Origin of the sequence: Paenibacillus sp. FSL R7-0163 (assembly GCF_037969975.1) — a bacterium.
Taxonomy (GTDB): domain Bacteria; phylum Bacillota; class Bacilli; order Paenibacillales; family Paenibacillaceae; genus Paenibacillus_AQ; species Paenibacillus_AQ odorifer.
This window is the reverse complement of the sequence record NZ_CP150224.1, coordinates 4,630,084-4,650,991: the sequence shown is the minus strand read 5'-3', so window position 1 is coordinate 4,650,991 and position 20,908 is coordinate 4,630,084. Positions and strand designations below refer to the sequence as shown.

Annotated in this window: 10 protein-coding genes; 8 read left to right on the top strand and 2 right to left on the bottom strand. The window is 47.8% G+C overall.

Going from position 1 to position 20,908, the window contains the following annotated elements:
• The first annotated feature begins 15 nt into the window (after nucleotides 1-15).
• The 3 genes from NST45_RS20425 (at nucleotide 16) to NST45_RS20415 (ending at nucleotide 8,657) form a co-directional block, all read left to right on the top strand.
• The gene (locus NST45_RS20425; RefSeq protein ID WP_036675858.1) at nucleotides 16-954 is read left to right on the top strand and encodes a sugar ABC transporter permease; all 939 of its coding nucleotides are present in this window, start codon (nucleotides 16-18) and stop codon (nucleotides 952-954) included.
• A 15-nt stretch (nucleotides 955-969) separates the two neighbouring features.
• Nucleotides 970-1,809, top strand: coding sequence for a carbohydrate ABC transporter permease (locus NST45_RS20420; RefSeq protein ID WP_080742424.1), 840 nt, complete (start codon nucleotides 970-972; stop codon nucleotides 1,807-1,809).
• Nucleotides 1,810-1,958: 149 nt separating this feature from the next.
• Entirely contained in the window at nucleotides 1,959-8,657 is a 6,699-nt protein-coding gene (locus NST45_RS20415) for an S-layer homology domain-containing protein (RefSeq protein ID WP_143766133.1), read from the top strand.
• Between the two features lie 160 nt (nucleotides 8,658-8,817).
• Here NST45_RS20415 and NST45_RS20410 read toward each other — a convergent pair whose 3' ends face one another.
• Nucleotides 8,818-9,660, bottom strand: a complete 843-nt coding sequence (locus NST45_RS20410) for an AraC family transcriptional regulator (RefSeq protein WP_038569280.1) — start codon at nucleotides 9,658-9,660, stop codon at nucleotides 8,818-8,820.
• A gap of 180 nt (nucleotides 9,661-9,840) precedes the next feature.
• Here NST45_RS20410 and NST45_RS20405 point away from each other — a divergent pair, with 180 nt between their 5' ends.
• From NST45_RS20405 to sigK, 5 genes are all read left to right on the top strand, one after another.
• Nucleotides 9,841-10,983, top strand: a complete 1,143-nt coding sequence (locus NST45_RS20405; protein WP_076224213.1) for a DUF2264 domain-containing protein — start codon at nucleotides 9,841-9,843, stop codon at nucleotides 10,981-10,983.
• Nucleotides 10,984-11,056: 73 nt separating this feature from the next.
• Complete coding sequence (locus tag NST45_RS20400; protein WP_339823629.1) at nucleotides 11,057-12,868, top strand: heparinase II/III family protein; 1,812 nt, start codon at nucleotides 11,057-11,059, stop codon at nucleotides 12,866-12,868.
• Between the two features lie 72 nt (nucleotides 12,869-12,940).
• On the top strand, nucleotides 12,941-14,077 hold the full coding sequence (locus NST45_RS20395; RefSeq protein ID WP_036675853.1) for a glycoside hydrolase family 88 protein: 1,137 nt from the start codon (nucleotides 12,941-12,943) through the stop codon (nucleotides 14,075-14,077).
• A gap of 10 nt (nucleotides 14,078-14,087) precedes the next feature.
• On the top strand, nucleotides 14,088-15,944 hold the full coding sequence (locus NST45_RS20390; protein ID WP_339823626.1) for a DUF2264 domain-containing protein: 1,857 nt from the start codon (nucleotides 14,088-14,090) through the stop codon (nucleotides 15,942-15,944).
• 206 nt (nucleotides 15,945-16,150) lie between these two features.
• Nucleotides 16,151-16,852: an RNA polymerase sporulation sigma factor SigK gene (sigK, locus tag NST45_RS20385; protein WP_036675850.1), complete on the top strand. Its 702-nt coding sequence runs from the start codon at nucleotides 16,151-16,153 to the stop codon at nucleotides 16,850-16,852.
• A 218-nt stretch (nucleotides 16,853-17,070) separates the two neighbouring features.
• Here sigK and NST45_RS20380 read toward each other — a convergent pair whose 3' ends face one another.
• Complete coding sequence (locus NST45_RS20380) at nucleotides 17,071-20,229, bottom strand: amidase family protein (RefSeq protein WP_081388055.1); 3,159 nt, start codon at nucleotides 20,227-20,229, stop codon at nucleotides 17,071-17,073.
• Nucleotides 20,230-20,908: the final 679 nt, after the last annotated feature.

Genomic DNA, 20,908 nt, shown 5'->3' with positions numbered 1-20,908 from the left:
TTTGGAGGAGAAAGAATGCAGAACGAAACCATATTGGGTACAAAAAAGATCCCTAAACGTCATTTGTCAAAAGGTGTCCGGGAAAACCTGGTAGCTTACAGCTTCATTGCGCCGAACTTTATCGGATTTGCCCTGTTTACACTGGTACCTATGTTCTTTGCCTTTATCCTTGCTTTTGTGAAATGGGACGGGGCCAATCCAATGAAGTTTATCGGGCTGGACAATTTCACCCGGTTGATCAGAGATACAACATTTCACAAAGCATTATGGAATACCATTGTTTACACTATTGGCGTAGTACCGTTTACCATGATTGTCGCGCTGGCGCTGGCGATCCTGCTTAATCAGAAGATAATGGCCCGCAATTTCATGAGAACCGTATTCTTTTTCCCTTATGTAGCATCCCTGGTAGCCGTTGCTGCCGTATGGAACTTTATCTTCAGTCCTACGATGGGTCCGATCAACAATATCCTGCATACCCTTACCGGTATCCCGCTGGAGGATCTTCCCCGCTGGGCGGCGGATAAACACTGGGCGATGTTCACAGTAATACTGTTCACAGTGTGGAAAAACATGGGTTATTACATGGTTATTTACTTGGCAGGTCTGCAGGGCATCAACCCTGAATTGTATGAGGCTGCTGAACTTGATGGTGCGGGCGCGTGGAGAAGATTCCGCAATGTGACGGTCCCTCAACTGGCGCCTACCTCTTTCTTTGTTCTGATGATTCTAGTCATCAATTCGTTCAAAGTCTACGATATCTTTATCAACCTATTTGCCGGCGCCGATAACCAGTTGAATGATTCTACAAGGGTTATGGTGTATCAAATCTACAATACGGCGTTCCGCTCGCTTGATTACGGATATGCCAGCGCCATGGCCATTGTATTGTTTCTGCTGGTACTTGGCATCACCATCGTCCAGTTCCGCGGCGAGAAGAAATACGGACAATAGGAGGATTCAAAAGATATGGTTGGTAAAAGTAAAGGACTTAGAATCAGCCTTATGGTTCTTGTGTATATTTTGTTGTTTGCGACAGTACTGGCGATGCTGGTTCCGTATATATGGATGTTGTCTTCTTCACTCAAGATGAACAAAGATGTGTTTTCCTTCCCAATGCAGTGGATTCCACAGAATCCGCGCTGGGAGAATTTCGCGGATATCTGGACACGCATTCCGCTGGGCCGTTTTATTTACAATACGGCGAAATTATCGATTATCGTAACGATTCTACAACTACTGACTTCCAGCTTTGCTGCGTATGCGTTTTCCAAACTGCATTTCCGGGGAAAAAACATTCTATTCCTTGGATATATTGCAACAATTGCGATCCCTTGGCAGGCTTACATGGTGCCGCAATTTATCCTGATGCGTTACATGGGGCTTAACAACACGCATTTGGCAATCATACTGCTGCAGGCATTCTCGGCATTTGGAGTATTTCTGATGCGCCAGTTCTATCAAGGTGTTCCGGATGAATTATGCGAGGCTGCCCGTATTGACGGCTTGAGCGAATATGGAATTTGGGCGCGAATCATGCTGCCGTTGTCCAAGCCAGCATTGTCTACATTGACGATCTTCACCTTTGTCGCTACCTGGAATGACTTCCTGGGGCCAATGATTTATCTGACAGATACGAAACTCAAGACCATCCAAATCGGACTAAGAATGTTCATCTCGCAATATTCCGCCGAGTATGGCCTGATTATGGCTGCAAGTGTGGTGTCCATTATTCCGGTTGTGATTGTTTTCCTGGCTCTGCAAAAGTACTTTGTACAAGGTGTTGCAGCATCGGGCATTAAGGGCTAGAACCGTATTTGACCTGGCAGTTGCATGCTTCATAGGCTGCCAGGTTTTTTTATAAGTCAAAGGGGTCAGTATAACTCTAGTAATTATTCATTTAACAATGAAATGAATACGCTTTCTTTTATTATTGGCCATCAAAGGAGGAGAAGAGAATGAACAGAAGTCACTTTCGTAAAAGGTTTTTCTCAATAACGATGACTACTGCGCTCGTAGTTGGGATGTTTCCGGCATTCACTCTGTCTGCAGCCTCTGCTGCTACCGTAAATTCTATCTACGCTGCCGCCCATATGGGGGCGACAACAATTGCAGATACTACTCTGCCATCCAGCATTGATATCGGAGGCCAGAGCACAGCAGTGAACTGGAATATTGGTGCAGATACCTTTGCCGTGCCATACGATGCCGTGACCGTCAGCGGTACAGCGAACGGGGGGCGGGTCGTTGCCAGTGTGGAAGTTATTCCGCCCGCAAGTAATCCGTTGGTTTACTTTGTGGATAGCGGCAGAGGGGGCGATTCCGTAGGCAACGGGCCTACTTCCTCGCCGCTGTACGAAGCGGTTCGCACGCTGAGCGGCAGCGATTTGCTCAACCAGTCCCCCGACCAGAAGTATATCAGCGGTACGGCGGACTGGGGATTTGATGATTCCGTAAACAAGGTCAAGAATTCCAAAGACGGGGGACTTACCGATCCAGCTACTGATCCGTCCCTATGGACTGTCGGACTTCGTGCCGACCCTGCCAGCAATCATATCGTGTATAAATTAAAAGCGCTTGAAGCTGGAACCTATACGCTCAGCAGCGGTTTCCATGATTGGTATGGCAGCCGCTCCCGTGTAATACGTCCTCAGATCGAGTATAAGGATGCTAGCGGGGCAACCAAGACGATCTTGTTTGACCAGTTCAACACTAATGTGACTAAGCTAATTTCAGGCGAATTCACCATTCCTGGAGACATTGACGTTAGTAGTCCAATGACGTTGACTTACGCCTATGTTGCTGACGAAAAACCTATTTTGAGCTGGTTCGCCGTTGCCAAGGGCGGAATCAAGAAACAGATCGAAGAAGCTACACAGAGCGCAGCTTCTATGGTCAAGGTTCTGCTTGACGGCAACGATATCCAAGCTGACAATGTCAACGGCCTCACATTCAAGGGATTTGGTGTACTAAGCGCTAACAGCACCAGTGCGCTTTTGCTGGATTATAAGTCAGAGCATCCAGAGGCTTATGCAGAAACGCTTCAGATCTTATTTGGTGGAGAACATCCGCTCATGACGCATGTGAAAATCGAGATGGGCAATGACCGCAATAACTCCACCGGACCTGACCCGGCGACTATGCGTACGGCCGATGAAGAGGCAAATGTTACCCGGCATCCCGGCTTCCAGCTTGCCGCAGATGCCAAGGCAGTGAACCCTGATCTTAAAGTGAGCATCCTGCGATGGAGTGCTCCGGCCTGGGCGAATAACAACGACAAAATCTATACCTGGTACAAAAAAACCATTCTGGCCGCTTATCGTGAATACGGTTATATGGCCGATTACGTTAATCCTTATATCAACGAGCACGCTCCAGATTTGGCGTGGACCAAACAGTACGCTGAGAGAGTCAAGACTGACAGCGAAGGCTTCAACAGCACCGAAGAGCGGGAACTGTACAACCGGATCAAGTCTGTGATTTCCGATGAAGTCGGGATTGGTAGCTTCGGTGCCAGTATGGTGAGTGATCCTTCTCTGCGGGAAGCTGTGCCGATCGCTGGATACCACTACAACACGGACGACGACAGCGCAGGCAATTTCAAAAAACTCGCAGAACAATATGATATTGAGGTCTGGAACAGTGAGGCGCAGTCTACCTTCAGTAATTCCTCTTTCCGTCCTAACAACAATATGAAAGATCCTACAGTGGCAGGAACCGGCATTGGTGGTGTCGGCAGTCCGCTGGAGATGAGTAACACGATTATTAAAGGATTCGTTAACTCCCGCCGGACGCACTTTATTTACCAGCCAGCCATTGGCTCCTTCTATGAAGGCGGACAATATTCCTTCAAGGAATTGGTCAGCATGCGCGATCCGTGGTCAGGCTGGATTCATTATGATGCGGGTCTTGTTACTCTGCAGCATTACAGCTGGTTTGCGAATGTAGGCTGGGAGAACGAGGATAATACTGCTGGGATCTGGCGAGCGGTTCCTCAAGCCAGCTCCACAGGTGCGACAGGCACCAATCCGGTCAGCGGCCGCAACGGTTCCCCTAGCTATATAACCCTTGCAGCACCTGATAAAAAAGATTTCTCGACGGTTATCGTGAACGACAGCGAGTATTCCAAAATCTACAAGCTGCAGACAGTCAATATGGCTTATACGGGTAATCCATCCATGGAAGTATGGGAAACCCGTGCTGCTGATGCAGGAGAAGCGTTCAACAGCAATTATATGCAGTATCTCGGTGATATCACTGCTGATGGCAGCGGGGTGTATACCGTTAAAGTTAAACCGTATTCGACCGTGACCGTGTCTACTTTGAAGAACAAGGACAAAGAAGAATATAATACACCGCTGCCTGTAGAAGGCGAGCGTACCGTACTGGATACCGATACTACAGGAGCGGGACACAGTACTGGGGACAACATTCTGTACGCTGATGATTTTGACTATTCTAAGCAAACTGTCGTGAAGATTGGTGCAGGCGGCCAATATGAGGGTACCCAGAGCTATATTGAATCCCGCGGCGGTTCCCAAAGCGTTACCCCGCGTTATACCCATGACCGCAATGGGGCATTTGAGGCCTATCTTCCGGACGGGTCTGATAATTATGTCCTGCGGCAGCAGCTGGACACGGGAACCATGGGGCTTGGCGGCACATGGAACAGCGGAGATCCAGTAACGGCCATCGGCGACAACCGGTGGATGAACTACAAGGCCAGTGTTGATGTTTCGTTCGAAACAAACAATACTCAGGGCGGAGCCAATTATGCTGCGATAGGTGCCCGTTATCAGGGAGGTGGCAGTTCCCACTCCATAACCGGTACACCGTATGTGCTGAAATTCTGGTTCGACGGCGGCTGGCAGCTGCTGGTCAACAATAGCGCAGTTGCGAGCGGAAATGCCGCGAACGGTTCCGGCGGCGTGAAGATCGACGGATTCGATACCGCATATGACGCATGGCATAATATTGCCGTTCAGGTTGCGGGCGATAAAGTGACCGCCTATCTGGATGGGGTGAAGCTGGCTTCCTATACCGATCCTACTCCTGAATTGTCCGGCCGGGTAGATCTGGCCAGCGGCTACTATCACGTCCGCTTCGATAATTTGAAGGTGGAGAAGGTTGAGGGCTACACGCCGTATTATTCAGAGCTTCTAGACAATCTTGAAATGTATGACCTGGCTGCTGCTCCGAACCCTAAATTGATATATACCGGGTCGTGGAGCCATATAAACGGAGCGGGCATGTACATTTACCAGCGTTCTCTTTCTACCAGCCAGGCTGTAGACGCTGCAATGGAATACACGTTTGAAGGTACCGGACTGGATATTCTAGGAGCGAATAACGGATCGGCGAAGCTTGAGGTAACGGTGGACGGAAAAGTTATTACTCTATCGGCTGATACATTAGCTTCCAAGGAGCTGTACCAGACGTACACACTCCGCGGGCTTAAATATGGCCAGCACCATGTGCAAATAAAGGTGGTAAGCGGCACCTTGGTTGTCGATGCGGTGGCGGTTGTTTCCGGGGAAGTAACCGGCACTGTAGATACTGCTGCTCTTCAGGCGGCGGTAACAGCCGCGAAAGAAATGAACAAACAGGATGAATATTCGGACAGAGACTGGCAGCTCTTCGTAGATGCACAGAGCGCTGCACAGGAAGCGCTGGATAATCCTATTTTATACAAATTGGATCAGGAAGGAGTTACTCAGCTTGAAGCACGCCTGATCTCCGCCCAGAACCAGTTGACTACGGGAGATATACGGGAGCTTGTCGCTCCTCAGGATTTGGCTACTTATGCCGGAAAACTGCCGAATCTTCCAGACAAGGTGGAAGCCACTCGGGCAGACGGATCCAAATTGCTGGTATCAGTAAAGTGGAATGTAAATGCGGCCAGCTTCAATAATCCGTATGAACGGGTAGCTGTAACCGGCACTTATGGAAATCTGAAAACAACTTGTTATGTGGAAGTGGTGCCGGAGGGGCTCTTATACTTCCTCGATGCTGGTGTATCGGTGGACGGTATCACGCCGCCGTATACGTTAATCAAGGATTTTGTAGGTGACAGCTTGCTTAATAACAAGGCGGATCAGCCTTCGACAGGCAATAGCGTATGGGGGCATACCAGTACTAAGTACCTCCTCAAGGGGCTTGGTGGCGCTGTAGTTCCTTCTGATAAAAGTCAGACAGGTGTTTATGGTTCGGATACAAAAAATAATCCACTTGTATACCTGCTCCCTTTGAACGCAGGCAAATATACGATTACGTCATTCCATCGGGACTGGTGGAACAACACCAACCGCACGATGGATATTACGCTCAGCTATATTGACGCTGAAGGGAAAGAAGTGACCAAACCGGTCCGAACCGGCCTCGTCGCAGGTCCTAATGGCGCTATGATTAACTATGACTTCACGCTTCCGGTGAGCGGTACTGTGAAATACTCAATAAACAATACGTATTCAGGCAATCAGGCTGCATTGATCAGCTATGTGGCTGTAGCTAGAGATAAAGCCAGCGTTGCTAATGAGCAGGCTGTAAATGAGGCTAAGAGTATCATAGAAGGTGCGGTATACAGCGTGCAGAAGGAAGCGGCAAACAGCGAAGAAGCTGTCCAGACTTGGCTGCTGCAGACGATAGGCGCTCTGCCCGGTCTCAATGATACTGGAGTTGCGATCGGTGAGATTACCTTGGCTTCCTTCCAAGAAGCAACCGATGAGACTAACGGCAGCTTCAGCTTTACGGTATCACTGAGTAAGGGAGAGGCTACAGCGGACAGTTCAGCGAGCGGAACAATCAAGCTGCCGGAGCCGGATACTGTTCAGCCTTTGATTACTCTGTTAGGTGATGCGACAGTGATTTTGCACATCGGTTCTGAATATACAGATGCAGGAGCGACTGCTTATGATGACAAGGATGGTGATATTACAGACCGTATAACTACAACAGTTAGCAGTGAAGTATACGGCTTGACTGCTCTCGATACGGCGAAAGCTGATATTTATACCTTCCATTATAATGTCAGCGATACTGCAGGCAATGCGGCTGCGGAAGTGACAAGAAAAGTAGTCGTTGCACTTGATCCGGATGTAATGAAGCCGGTGATTACACTGCTTGGTGAACCATCCATTCAACTGGAAAATGGCGCAAGCTATACGGATGCCGGAGCCACAGCGGTAGATGACCGTGACGGCGACATTACGGAGCACATTGTAGCAACGATTACGAAGAATGAGGAGAATGTACTGGCACTGGACACTAAGGCGGCAGGCATCTACACCTATCATTATAATGTGAGTGATGCGGCGGGCAACGCGGCTATCGAAGTGACTAGAACCGTGACAGTGGGCGAAGCAGAGCAACCTCCGGTAGTGACACCAACACCAACACCAACACCAACACCAACACCAACACCAACACCAACGCCGGAACCGGAGCCAACAACAGCACCAACATCTACGCCGGCGCCAACGGAAGCACCAGTGTGGACGGCAGCACCAACGCCAGCAGTCACCCCGTCCCCGGCGCCAACACCGCTGCCGCAGGCCGAAAAGGTTCTTGATCGAAAGGATTTTGCGGCACCGGTTGGAGGAGTAATAACGGTTCAGCTCACTGAAGCTACAGAATCCATACTGCTTCCAGCAGGACTATCAGGAATCATCGGAGAGAACACTCTACGTCTGGCTTGGAGTAAGGTTGCTATCGATCTGACCCCAGAAGTGCTGAAGAGCATTCAAGAAAAAGCTATTGGAGGTCAAACGGAGGGGGCGCGAATTAAGCTCTCAGCAGTGAAGGTATCCAGAGATGCTGTGGAACAGTTAATCAATAATCGGGCTGTTAATGGTTCCGTACATTTATCTGCGGCAAGTGATGTGATCAACTTCAGCTTGGAGGTTGTTGCTGCGAACGGCACTGCTGTAACGGTAACTGCTTTTGATAAACCGTTGACACTTACGTTCAACGTAGATCCAGATGCCAATATAAGCTTGCTAGGCAGCTACTATATTTCTGCAAATGGTGCGCTTGATTTCATGGGCGGAACGTTGACTAATGGTAAGTGGACTGCTGAAATACGGCATTTCAGCCAGTATGCGGTCCTGGAATACGATAAGCTGTTCACGGATGTCAGCAGTGACAGCTGGGCCACTAATGTGATTAAGACCATGGCCGCGAAGCATATTATCGAAGGCATTTCCAGTACGGAATTTAATCCGCAAGGGGATGTAACTAGGGCACAATTCGCTGCTATGATTGCACGTGCGCTTGGGCTTAAGGCAGGGAGCCATGCAACATTTGGTGATGTGGATTCCAAGGCCTGGTATGCCGAAGCCGTTGCAGCTGTTAGCAGAGCTGGCATCGTGCTCGGACGAAGTGCAGATTCGTTCGCACCGGATCAGAGCATTACCCGCGAGGAAATGGCTGTGATGATCGTTCGTGCTTATGAATATTTGCAGGGAAGCGGGACCAATGAACCTGCTGTAGGATCGTTCAGTGATTATTCCCGGATTCATGACTGGGCGAAGAGCGCAGCAAATATCGCCGAACAGGCGGGACTGATCAAGGGACGCGGCAATAAGCAATTCGCGCCACAAGAGACGATGACCCGTGCCGAAGGTGCGCAAGTTATCTCCAATCTGCTGGGATATTTGTAAGTAGCATTTCAAAGAACCTGGCAGGCTGCATTAAGCGGGCTGCCAGGTTCTTTATAGATTTGGAGAGGCAGGGAGTACTTAGGAAAACAGCGGCCGGAAGTCCAACTATTCACCGCAGTTGCGAGTGCATCTTTTTTTGAAAAATCCTTGAATTTGAGTTTTATAGCTCAGCTCTTTTACCATATTTCCCAGGTGGAATGCCCGTGATGTTCTTGAAGGTACGGATGAAATTGGCATAATCGTTAAAGCCGGACAGATAGCAGGTATCGGATACGGAGTTCCCGGCGGACAAGAGCTGCTTGGATAACGCTATTTTTTTGAGCAAGACGTAACGGTAGATGGTTCCGCCTGTCTGCTGTTTGAACAGATGGCTGAGATAATATTTATCGACGTTCAGTTCTCCAGCGATTTGCTCCAGTGACAGATTTAGATGCAAGTGGTTGTCGATATAGCTCATGGCTGATTGAATATGTGAGGAAATAATGCTGGGCACGGTGGATCGGGTACGGCTGTACAGCTCATTGATGAGGACGAGGATTTGAACCAGGTAGGTCAGAGCCAGAACTTCGCTCCCGTACTGCTGATTCTCTAATGTCTCAATCAGGCGGGAAGCAAGGGTTGTATACTCTGCAATCAGCGGTTCATCCATTTGCGCGAGATTATGTTCTCCGGGCTGGCGGTTCTGGAAACAAGCGAGCAGATTTGTAGATGCGGTACAGAAGGGATAGACAAGTGGAGCTTTGAAATGGATTGTCAACCGTTCATAAGGCTCTGGAGATAAATTGATGATTTTATGAATCTCGTGATTGTTGAACAACAGAACATTGCCCCGCTGCAGGGGATAGCTGAACTGATCTACAAAACCGTTCACCTTGCCGCCCAAGAACAGGAAAATCTCATAGTGATCATGGATGTGAAAATCCCTGGTAGGTGAGATGGGCGAGTTTCCGATACCTGCCAGAATATCTCCATCGAACGGCTCATAATACTGGGCATGCTTCATTGGAATTGCCCCTTTCAGATTGATCACAATATACGCAATAAAACATCATTATTCGCAAAGACATTGCAATAATACAACACTAAACTATAGTAGAAGATTACGCAATATAACAAGATTCAGGCGGTAGGCAAGAGAAATAGCTGTAGCTGATTAGACGCAATTGAAAGGGTGGAATTGTGCATGAATGGGAAGGAACAGCGTAAATACTGGCTGGATACAATGCTGCTGATCGGGGGGCCTGTGCTGAATGCTTTGGCTGAGCGGAAATTAAAGGAACAGCTGCCTACAGAGTTTCATAGGGATCGGAGCCAGTTTGCCCATTTGGAGGCTTTTGCGAGATTGGCTTGCGGAATGGCCCCTTGGCTTGAACTAGAGGGACTTGAGGGTGCGGAAGAACAGCTTAGAGCACGTTATGCAGGGCTAATGCTGGAAGCCATTGATGCCGCTGTTGATCCGAATTCACCTGATTATATGGAATTCAAGACCGAAGGCCAACCGCTGGTTGATGCGGCATTCCTGGCACACGCGCTGGTTCGTGCACCAAAGCAGCTTGCCGCCAAGCTGAGTGCGCGGGTCAAAGGGAACTTAATAACAGCGTTGAAGCAGACACGCCGGACAGCGCCAAGCGGAAGCAACTGGCTGCTGTTCAGTGCAATGGTGGAAGCCGCTTTGTATATACTCGGCGATCCTGAATATGACCGGATGCGCGTTGGTTATGCGGTCCATATGTTCATGGATTGGTATAAGGGCGACGGAGTTTACGGGGATGGCAAGGACTTTCACTGGGATTATTACAACAGCTTTGTTATTCAGCCGATGCTGGTGGATGTGGTAGCACTTTTTGAACAGGAGTCGGAGCAATATTCCGCATTGAAACCGCTGATTCTGGAACGGGCACAGCGATACGCTACTGTTCTCGAACGGATCATTGCACCGGATGGAACCTATCCCTTTATCGGGCGTTCGATCGTTTACCGATTTGGGGCGTTTCAACTGCTGTCGCAGGCGGCGCTGCAGCATTTTTTGGAGGAAGCATTGCCCCCTGCACAGGTACGCTGCGCTTTGACAGCTGTGATTACGCGAATTATGGAATATCCGGATACGCTGGATGAGTCCGGATGGCTACGTCCGGGGGTATACGGTTATCAGCCGGAGCTTGCGGAGAGCTATATCAATACAGGCAGTCTTTATTTATGCGCCTCCGTATTCCTCCCGCTGGGGCTGCTCCCTTCTGATCCTTTCTGGTCAGGGGAAGAGATGAAATGGACTTCATTAAAAATTACAGCCGGTGAGGATGTTATGAGAGATCATGCCTTGGAATAAAAAGTATTCAGCCATATTAGTGAAGAATGAGATGCTTCGCGGATCTGACTGATCTATAAGGAGGAAAAAAGGCATGAATAAACAGATGCTTTTGGAAATAGTGCATAAAATGAAACCAGTCGATCTGAGCTTGTATTATCCAAAGGGGGATGCGGCTGCTTTTTGGAAACGGGCGTTATCATCGGGAGTACTACAGGCAGATAGCAGCGAGATCCGCGCGGAGGCGGTAAGGCTGGACGGGCAGTCTATACCTGAATTGTCGTATACGTTATTTTCCATTTATTCGCGTACGGGTTCGAGGCTGGAATATGAACGGGTCTATTTTGAACGGAGAAGAAGGCTGAATACTTATGTTTTTCTGGCTTTGCTGGAGCCGGATCATCCGGAAGTACTGGAGAAGCTGGAGGACATCCTCTGGGCTATATGCGATGAGTACACCTGGTGTCTTCCGGCCCATCTCCCAGCGGATCATAATGCAGCTGATATCAACCGGTATATTGATCTGTTTTCTTCCGAGACCGGATTTACTTTAAGTGAAGTTTTACTTTTGCTCGGGGAACGACTTTCGCAGCTTCTGAGATCCCGAATCCACCATGAAGTAGAGCGGAGACTGTTTCGTCCATTTCTAGAAAATGGCCCTTATGATTGGGAGACAGCGCGGCATAATTGGGCAGCGGTCTGTGCGGGATCAATCGGGGCTGCTGCCTTGCTGTCTGTGGAGGACCCGGCCATGCTTGCGGATATTCTGCTGAGGACAGAGCGCGCCATGTTGCATTACCTGGAAGGGTTCGGTGAGGATGGTGCCTGTCTGGAAGGCCTTGGGTACTGGAATTATGGGTTTGGTTATTTCACTTATTATAGCGATCTGCTCTGTTCCAGAAGCGCAGGCAGACTGGACTGGTTCAAGCAAAAGAAGGTAGCGCAAATCGCGCGCTTCCAACAAAAATGTTTCATTGACGGAAGTCATGTAGCCAATTTCTCTGATTCAGTGCCTCAGGTGCTAGTACATATGGGATTGTCCCATTATCTGGCGGAAGTCTGTACGGATGTCGAACACCCCCCATCCGCTTTGCGTGCTCCTTACACAGAAGATCATTGCAGCCGCTTTGCACCGGCATTCCGCAATCTGATCTGGACCAGGGCAGGCAAGGAGGACGAAGCTTGGCGAGCCGCCAGCTATTTTCTCCCTGATGCCGCTTGGCTTGTCTCGCGTCATGTGTCGGAGGCGGGTTCATTCGGATTCGCCGCCAAGGGCGGGCACAATGCTGAACCGCATAACCATAATGATCTGGGACATTTCATTCTGAGCGGCCGGGGAGAAATCTACGCATCCGATCTTGGGAGTGGAGAGTATACTGCTGATTATTTTGGGGCTGGCCGTTACCAGTATGACTGCAATGGATCGCAGGGTCATTCGCTGCCGATCATTGATGGCCAGTATCAGCTGGCCGGTCGGGAGTTCAGCTCCACAGTGCTGCATGCATCGGCGGCGGAGGAGAATGATGAGCTGACACTGGATCTGACACAGGCGTATCAGGTAACAGGACTACAGTCCTTAATCCGTTCGTTCGTCTGGCATAAAGAGGAATGTCCACAGCTGGAGCTTACAGACACTTACCGGTATGCGGGAATTCCAGCGAGCTGGACGGAGCGGTTTGTCACCTGGCGTGAGCCTAAGCTTTTTCATCCGGGTACCTTGCTGCTGCCGGGGACTATGACTCGCGGCGTTGAAGTGACTTACGATTCACTGAAAGTTGAGCCGGAGATTACTGTGCATATGTACCGGGATCATTTTGGCATGGAGAAGCTCTGGTATAGTCTGGACTTCCATGTGCTTCAGCTTGGCGCGGTGGGCAAACTGGTATTCACTTTTCAATTTCTATAAAAGATGGGCCTGAGCTTATAAAAAGTCCTCTATCAGAGGGTAGAGGCTAATTCGAATAAAGGCGGGATTTAGATGAGTAGATTAGTAAAGCAAGCTTGGGTAGACGAGGCTTGGGGCAAAGCCTTGGAGAAGACTAGAACGAACAACCGGAGAATCGGTGCAGAATTCCCCCATGCGAGTCAAGGCGGCAAATACGTGCTTGAAGCACCAAACTGGTGGACAGCCGGCTTTTGGCCGGGAATGCTCTGGCAGCTCTATGCTGAGAGTGGTGATGAGGATTTGAAAGCGGTTGCTGAGCAGTGTGAGGAACGGCTTGACGAGGTGCTGGATGGTTATGTGAAGCTGGACCATGACCTAGGCTTTATGTGGCTGTTGACCAGTGTTGCGAACTACAAGCTCACGGGCAGAGAAGCATCACGAGTCCGGGCGTTGAAGGCAGCCAACTATCTGGCGGCCCGCTTCAATCTGAAAGGACGCTACATCCGGGCCTGGAATCCATGGAGTGAAGGCGAGGATAACAGCGGGGTAGCCATTATCGATTGCTGCATGAATACCAGCCTGCTTTTCTGGGCTTCCGAAGTAACAGGGGATCCACGTTATCGACATATCGCTGAGGCGCATATGGATACGGTGCTGGAGCACTTCATCCGGCCGGATGGTTCGGTTTATCACATCGTCAAATTCAACCCGGAATCGGGCGAAGTGGTTGAAAAGCTTGGCGGGCAAGGTTTTGCGCCCGAGTCAGCTTGGTCGCGCGGGGCAGCCTGGGCGCTCTACGGACTGTCATTGGCCTATCATCATACAGGCAAGCAAAGTTACCTCAATGCAGCCAAGCAGGTCGCGCATTTCTTCTTGACCCGTCTGCCCGAAGATCATGTTCCACATTGGGATTTCCGTGCTCCCGGTGAAGTTGGGGAGATTCGGGATAGCTCTGCTGGTGCCTGTGCAGCGAGTGGCTTGCTGTTGTTAGCTAGCCAAGTAGATGACTCGGAGGCACATGTGTATCAGAACGGGGCTATAAGAATTACAGAATCCCTTTATAGGAATTATGGAACTTGGGACAATGCAGAAGAAGAAGGGTTGCTGCTTCATGGTACGAGTAACTATCCTGAGAATCGGAATATAGATGTTCCGCTAATCTATGGTGATTTCTTCTATGTCGAAGCGCTAGCCCGGCTAAAAGAAGCCGGACCGTTCTACTGGGAATAGGGGGCACATAATGCAGACTGAGAAGACATTTACGACTATTGCTAAAAATCCGCTAAAGACCCGGGAGGATCTGATCTCTGCTCTTGAACAGCTTACAGATCCGCTTCGGCCGCTCTACAGCAGAGGCGGTGCACGGCTGGCAATCGGCGGAACAGGAGCGAGCTATCCGGCTGCAACTGCAGAAATGGAAGGTTTCTCCCGGGTATTGTGGGGCTTAGTGCCCCTGCTCATGGGAGGCGGTGAAAGGCTTTGGGATACTGTGCTGGATGGCATACGCCACGGCACGGATCCTGCCCATGAAGAATACTGGGGTGTAGTTCAAGATTATGACCAGCGTCTGGTAGAGATGGCGGTCTTCGGTTTCGCCTTAGCCGCCATTCCTGAACAGATCTGGTCACCACTTACCCAGAAGGAACAGGAGCAATTGTACAGTTGGCTGAATCAGATTAATTCCCATCCTTGCTATGACTGCAACTGGCTGTTCTTCAACGTGCTGGTTAATGTCGGATTCCGCAGAGTCGGCTGTCCCTACGACGCGGAGCAGCTGGAGAACAATCTGAAGCGAATGGATGATTTTTATCTGGGTGATGGCTGGTACAGTGATGGAATTAACGGGCATAGCGATTATTATGTTCCTTTTGCCATCCATTATTATGCGCTACTGTACGCGAAGCTGATGGAACAGGAGGACCCGGAACGTTCACAGGTGTTCAAAGAACGGGCCCGGCTTTTTGCCACCGAATTCTTGGGCTGGTTCGCTCCGGACGGATCTGCCCTTCCTTATGGAAGGAGCTTAAGCTACCGTTTTGCCCAGTCTGCTTTCTGGGGTGCCCTCGTCTATGCAGGCGTTGAAGTATTCCCTGTAGGTGTGGTCAAAGGATTAGTACTGCGCAATTTGCGCTGGTGGTTCAGCCAGCCGATCTTTGATGCCGGAGGCGTTCTGACGATTGGTTATACCTACCCCAACTTGGTCATGGCGGAGAATTATAACGCTCCCGGTTCGCCCTATTGGGCGTTAAAGACATTCCTGCCATTGGCTCTCAGCGCGGAGCATCCATTCTGGAAGGAAGAAGAACTGCCGCTGCCGGATATTCCTGCAGTTATAGTCCAGAAGCCTGCGCATCTTGTCATTGTCCGCGAACCTGCTTCCGGCCATGTGGCTGCCTTCAACAGCGGTCATCTATATACGAATGAACATACCCACACGTCTGCCAAGTATGAGAAATTTGTATACTCAACAGGCTTCGGATTCAGTGTGCCCCGCTCCGAATGGGGATTGTCTCAAGGGGCATTTGATTCCATGCTCGCTCTGAGTGAGAGCGGGGACAACTTGTATCGGGTCAGACGGCGGAATATGGAGACAACAATTGTGGACAATGTGCTGCACTCCGTCTGGAAGCCATGGACTAATGTGGAGGTTCGGACCTGGATCGTTGCTGGGCTGCCCTGGCATATTCGGATACACCGGATCGAGACCGGACGACCGTTGGACGCCGCAGAGGGCGGCTTCGCGCTTGGTCAGGAAGCGGGGGTGGAACAGCAGATCGGCCTTACAACCGCCGCAGTATCTACAGCATGGGGAACAAGCGGAGTCAAGGGTTTGATCGGCTATGAAAAGGCGGAGCTAATTTGGCCTAATGCCAACACAAACCTGCTTCATCCCCGGACTGTTTTGCCTACACTGACGACTTTCCTTGAACCTGGAATCCACTGGCTGGCTTCGGCTGTGTACGGTGATCCGTCGGGAGATTCTTGCGGGGGTATTCTTGAACAATTACCAGAGTCTATTTTGAAGGTTACTTTTGATAAGGACATCATAAAGGTTTTTACGTCTAGTGAAGCGGAAGTTATTATCAAAAGAGAGTGAGAATTACCGCTAACAACATCGTGTTAAAAGACAAGTGAATGAGTAGAGTATGACTGATTTCTCGTATAAAAAATAAATTTCTGTGGTTGTACAATTTCCCCCGTACAGGCACTTCTAGGCGCACGCCCACATACAATAAGGATGACCATGAACCCGTAAGGCAAACAGATCGGTTTCATTGTACAAGTGCGGGAGGTGTCGCCAAGTTGCCTGGATTCTTAAGCACGATTGCGTTGCTGATCAAAGAACTGACGCTGCTGGTATCATACGTAAGGAATAATGCATTTCCACAACCGCTCTCGGAGCAGGAGGAAAGCCGATACTTAGGGATGATGGCTGAGGGAGATGCCAAGGCCCGCAATTTGTTGATTGAGCATAATTTGCGGCTCGTTGCCCATATAGTGAAAAAATTCGATAACACCGGAGAAGACATGGAGGATCTGATCTCCATCGGCACCATCGGCCTGATTAAAGCCATCGAGAGCTATCGCCCCAACAAAGGCACAAAGCTGGCCACTTTTGCTGCCCGTTGTATCGAAAACGAAATTCTGATGCACCTAAGATCCTTGAAGAAGACTCGTAAAGATGTATCTCTGCACGATCCGATTGGGACAGACAAGGAAGGTAATGAAATTACTTTGATCGATATCCTTGGCTCCGAGGCTGATGATGTCATTAAAGAAGTAGATCTGAAGATCGAGAAGAGTAAGATATATCGCAACCTAGATATTCTGGATGACCGGGAGAAAGAAGTTGTGGTGGGTAGGTTTGGGCTGGATACAGGTGGAGAAGAGAGGACACAGCGGGAGATTGCTAAGGAGTTGGGGATCTCGCGGAGTTATGTTTCGAGGATAGAGAAGAGGGCGCTCATGAAGCTTTATCATGAGTTTTATAAGGCGAAGCGGTGAGACTGATGACAATTACACAGTAATAATCCATTAATAATAAAACTTGAAAGCGACTTGTCTACGGATGAGTCGTTTTTTGTGTGGATAGGGTTCGCCCTACTTATGATACGGTTCATCGCACTATCTGTAACGGCAAGTTATAAGGCCATCCCTTTCGGGATGGCCCTTCCTGTAAACGTGGTTACTCGAGTACTCTGTCATTTTTAATTGAATTTCTTTTAATTAGTAGTTTCTAGTAATCTGGAAACAATTGCTGCAAACTCTGCTCTAGTAATATCTTTTTCAGGCTTAAATGTACTGTCTGCGTATCCTGTAATAATATTATTGGATGCGAGTGCATCAATGGAATCATAATACCATGCATTTCTTGTAACATCTTTGAATGATGTGTTTCCAGTACCTGTTAGCTTAAAGGCTCGAGTGATTAGTGCCGCTAATTCACCACGACTAATCTTCTCATCTGGACGGAAGCTTCCGTCACTATATCCGTTCATCAAGCCTGATCCGGCAGCTGCACCGATAAACTTATTCGCCCAATGAGTTGGAGATACATCTATAAAGTTACTTTCTTGTCCTTCAAGTCCCATGTAAGTTGCAATTACTTTAATTGCTTCGGCACGAGTCAAACCTGAATTTGGGCGAAATGTTCCATCGGAATAACCGGTCAATAATCCCTTAGCAATTAGTGCGTCAATGCTTGCTTTTGCCCAATGATTCATTGTATCTACAAAACTAACAACTTTCGGCTTATCTGCTGGTGTTATTGTTTCTGCAGGTGCCGGTGTTTCTATAGGCGTTGTTATTGCTGGAGGTGTCACTGTACCTCCTCCAGTATTTGGATGGGTTGGTCCATTATCTGTGTTTGGATCAGGATTAGTAGAGTTTGAAACGTATTGAAGTGCTGGAGCAAATGTTGTAAGTAGTCTAGCTTGACTTTGTTGCTCAAGAGCGTAGCTCATGCCTAAAACTTTTGCATCGTCCCATGCTCTACCAACCAGTTGCATAGAGATAGAATATCCGCTGTCATTCGTTCCTACAGGAACAACTACCGTAGGTAGACCCATAGTAGAGGTTAATACGCCTGTGTTACGGTCTGAACTTAATTGAGAAGCTGCTGCGTCATTGTTATATACGTCGCTAATAAAACCTGCATAAACAACAGCATCAACACCATTCGCGTCCATCCAGCCTTTGATAACTTCCTTATAGTCAGTTCTATACTTAATGTAATCTTGTACAGCCTGTTCAGTCATACGAGTTGGGGTACTATATCCTCTTTGATTATAGATAAGCACTTTATCTGAAGCTAGTACACTTGCTCCATCAATATAAGGGAAGTCCTTATGAAGCTCAATATAACGTGCCCAACCTTCAGTAGATCCATTAATACCTGAAGGACGACTAGGGCCTGATGGTACAGCTGACATTTCAACCATTGTCGCCCCCGCTGCTTGAAGCTCTGAGAACTTATCCATCACTGCCTGTCCAGTATCATCATCAGCATATGCAGATACAAAGGATGCAGGAATGTATCCAATTTTCTTTCCTTTCAATGCATTAGCATCCAGAGATTCCTTCCAATCCACTGGACGCTTATGATCTGCATCAGCAGTGACTGTGAAAATATCCTGTGGGTCCGTACCCGTTGTAGCATTCAATATAATGGCTAGGTCAGTTACTGTTTTGGCAATGGGACCTGCATAATCTTGTCCCCAAGTGAGTGGCAGTACACCTGTAGTACTTGCCATACCGTCTGTACCCCGGAAGCTTTTTAAGCTAGCGCCTGTAGTTGGTGCATATAGAGATACCCCTGTTTGCGATCCCATTGCTGCTGCTGCAAAATCAGCTGCAACAGATACTGCAGACCCGCCGCTTGAGCCAAAAGATGTTTTCGATGGATAGAGTGCATTCCATGTTTGCTGCCAGCCGCTTTCACTAAAGCTTCCGCTGTTAGCAAACTCAGAAGTGTTTACTTTACCAATAATTACAGCTCCAGCTTCCCGCAGTTTTTTCACTTGGAATGCATCAGAATCAGGCTGCCAGCCTTCAAGAGCTTTACTGCCACCGGTAGTAGGCATATCCTTTGTATCATAAATATCTTTTATCGCAATTGGAATACCCAATAAATCACCTTTTACACCTTGTGCACGGGCATCGTCAGCAGCTTTTGCTTGGTTAAGCGCAGTTTCAGATACATGCAGGAATGCATGGAATCCCAATTGTCCCTCATCGTATACCTTGATTCTATCTAAATAGGCTTGAGTAATTTGTACAGAAGTAGTTTTGCCATTAATCATATCCTGCTGCATTTCTGCAATGGATTTATTCTTAACATCATACGGCGATGAAGTTACTAATTCTTTAGGTGCAGGAGCAGTTGGAATAACCAGATGATCTCCAGTATCAAGTCCCTCTATAGCAGATATATCCCAGTTGCTAATTGACCGAATTTGTGCGTTTGTTAATCCTGTTACATCCAGCAGACTATTAAGTCCATCTAGCATAGCAACCAGATTTTTCAACCCTTCTTCACCAGCTTCTCCAACTTGCACATAATTTACTAGGGATTTCGATTCGCCCGGCCCAATATTTAGTGAATTAATGAACCCATAGAAATTCGCTTCATTTCCATGCTCAGCTAAGGGTATTGTGAATGGATCCTGTTGCTGATTACCTAGACCGGTTAATCCATTATCAAACGGCTTTGGAGATCCCACTGCAACGCCTAGCGGCTTATTGTTTTTGGCGCTACTATCTACAACAATCCATGAATCATCTGTAGTTACCTTTAGATCGCCTGAATAGGTTGCCTTAACTACTGAAGCATTTGTTGTTGTACCATATCCTAAAGAGCCACCGAATGATACATCAACTTTTATTGCCACATCATTTTTATTAGTGATAGTATCAAAGAATCTCGTTCGATTATGAATAGTATCCACATACACCTCACGTGTTACAGTTACATTTCCTAGATTTACAGATTGAGCCGAAGTAAACTTATTAACGCCGTCATATTTCAAGTCAAACCCACGCATCATTTGACCATTCATCAGTGGAGCTGAAGGCGAGGACACTTTAACAAAGATATTGCCGAAACCTTGTACTTGTGTAGCACCAACTGTACGTAAACTTCCTGTGTCTAAGCTAGGAGCAAAGACATCGTGAATCTCCCATACTGTGCCACTTTCTGAAGTAACTCTAGTTAAAGCGTCAGCTGTTTGGAACGGAATTACACTCGTAGCAATAACAGATAACACAATTGAAGTAGCTATAAATTGCTTTTTACTCCAATTTTTTTTTGCTGGTGAATATTCAGATCGGGTGGAACCAGAATGCTCTCTTTTAGTTTCACGTAGACGTTTGAACTTATTCATGTGCGTAATCTCCTTTTCCTGTATGTATTTTATTATTTAATGTTAGGAAATATAACACTAGTATTTGTTTCAGTCAATGAATATTATGAATTTAATATATTTTAAGTTTGTAAAAAGAAAAAAATAGCTTTTTTAATTATATAATGTAATGTATATGTAAACTATTGCGTTAAATATATTACATTTTATGATAGTTTTTGGAGAATCCATAGGATATTGAGTATCATCATCCAGCTGCATCACCAAAAACCTTGAATTTTACTTAACTTTATGTGAATTTGACGAAATGAAAAAGAAAAGGAATAGCTAAAAATTAACGGAGAATATTATGTTTTTCATTTCATGAAAGTGGAAGATTGAAGATTCTATATCGGAGCATGGCATAAGGCAGAATCACTGATGATTCCAGATGCATAGCCGCAAGATCACTAATGGGCATCCTGAAAAGAGTAAAGTATCTGCTGGGAAAGAAGCCATAAGAATAGCCAGGTAGTGTATCTGGAATAAGTGAGATTTCATTGTGGAAACCCTTTAGCGGGTGGTAACGTTATAAGGCAGATGAGGATGCAAAGGAACAAGGCTTTGAAATTATTGTGTTTTATATGGGACTAGCAGATGTTCGGCTAAATATTGAATGTATTGCTCTACGTGTGAAAAACGGTGGCTATCATATTGAAAC

Excerpts from the sequence above, each read along its gene's own strand:
- NST45_RS20380 (WP_081388055.1), bottom strand. The coding sequence starts at position 20,229 with ATGAATAAGTTCAAACGTCTACGTGAAACTAAAAGAGAGCATTCTGGT.
- NST45_RS20390 (WP_339823626.1), top strand. The coding sequence starts at position 14,088 with ATGCAGACTGAGAAGACATTTACGACTATTGCTAAAAATCCGCTAAAG.
- NST45_RS20405 (WP_076224213.1), top strand. The coding sequence starts at position 9,841 with ATGAATGGGAAGGAACAGCGTAAATACTGGCTGGATACAATGCTGCTG.
- NST45_RS20415 (WP_143766133.1), top strand. The coding sequence starts at position 1,959 with ATGAACAGAAGTCACTTTCGTAAAAGGTTTTTCTCAATAACGATGACT.
- NST45_RS20410 (WP_038569280.1), bottom strand. The coding sequence starts at position 9,660 with ATGAAGCATGCCCAGTATTATGAGCCGTTCGATGGAGATATTCTGGCA.
- NST45_RS20425 (WP_036675858.1), top strand. The coding sequence starts at position 16 with ATGCAGAACGAAACCATATTGGGTACAAAAAAGATCCCTAAACGTCAT.
- NST45_RS20420 (WP_080742424.1), top strand. The coding sequence starts at position 970 with ATGGTTGGTAAAAGTAAAGGACTTAGAATCAGCCTTATGGTTCTTGTG.
- NST45_RS20400 (WP_339823629.1), top strand. The coding sequence starts at position 11,057 with ATGAATAAACAGATGCTTTTGGAAATAGTGCATAAAATGAAACCAGTC.
- NST45_RS20395 (WP_036675853.1), top strand. The coding sequence starts at position 12,941 with ATGAGTAGATTAGTAAAGCAAGCTTGGGTAGACGAGGCTTGGGGCAAA.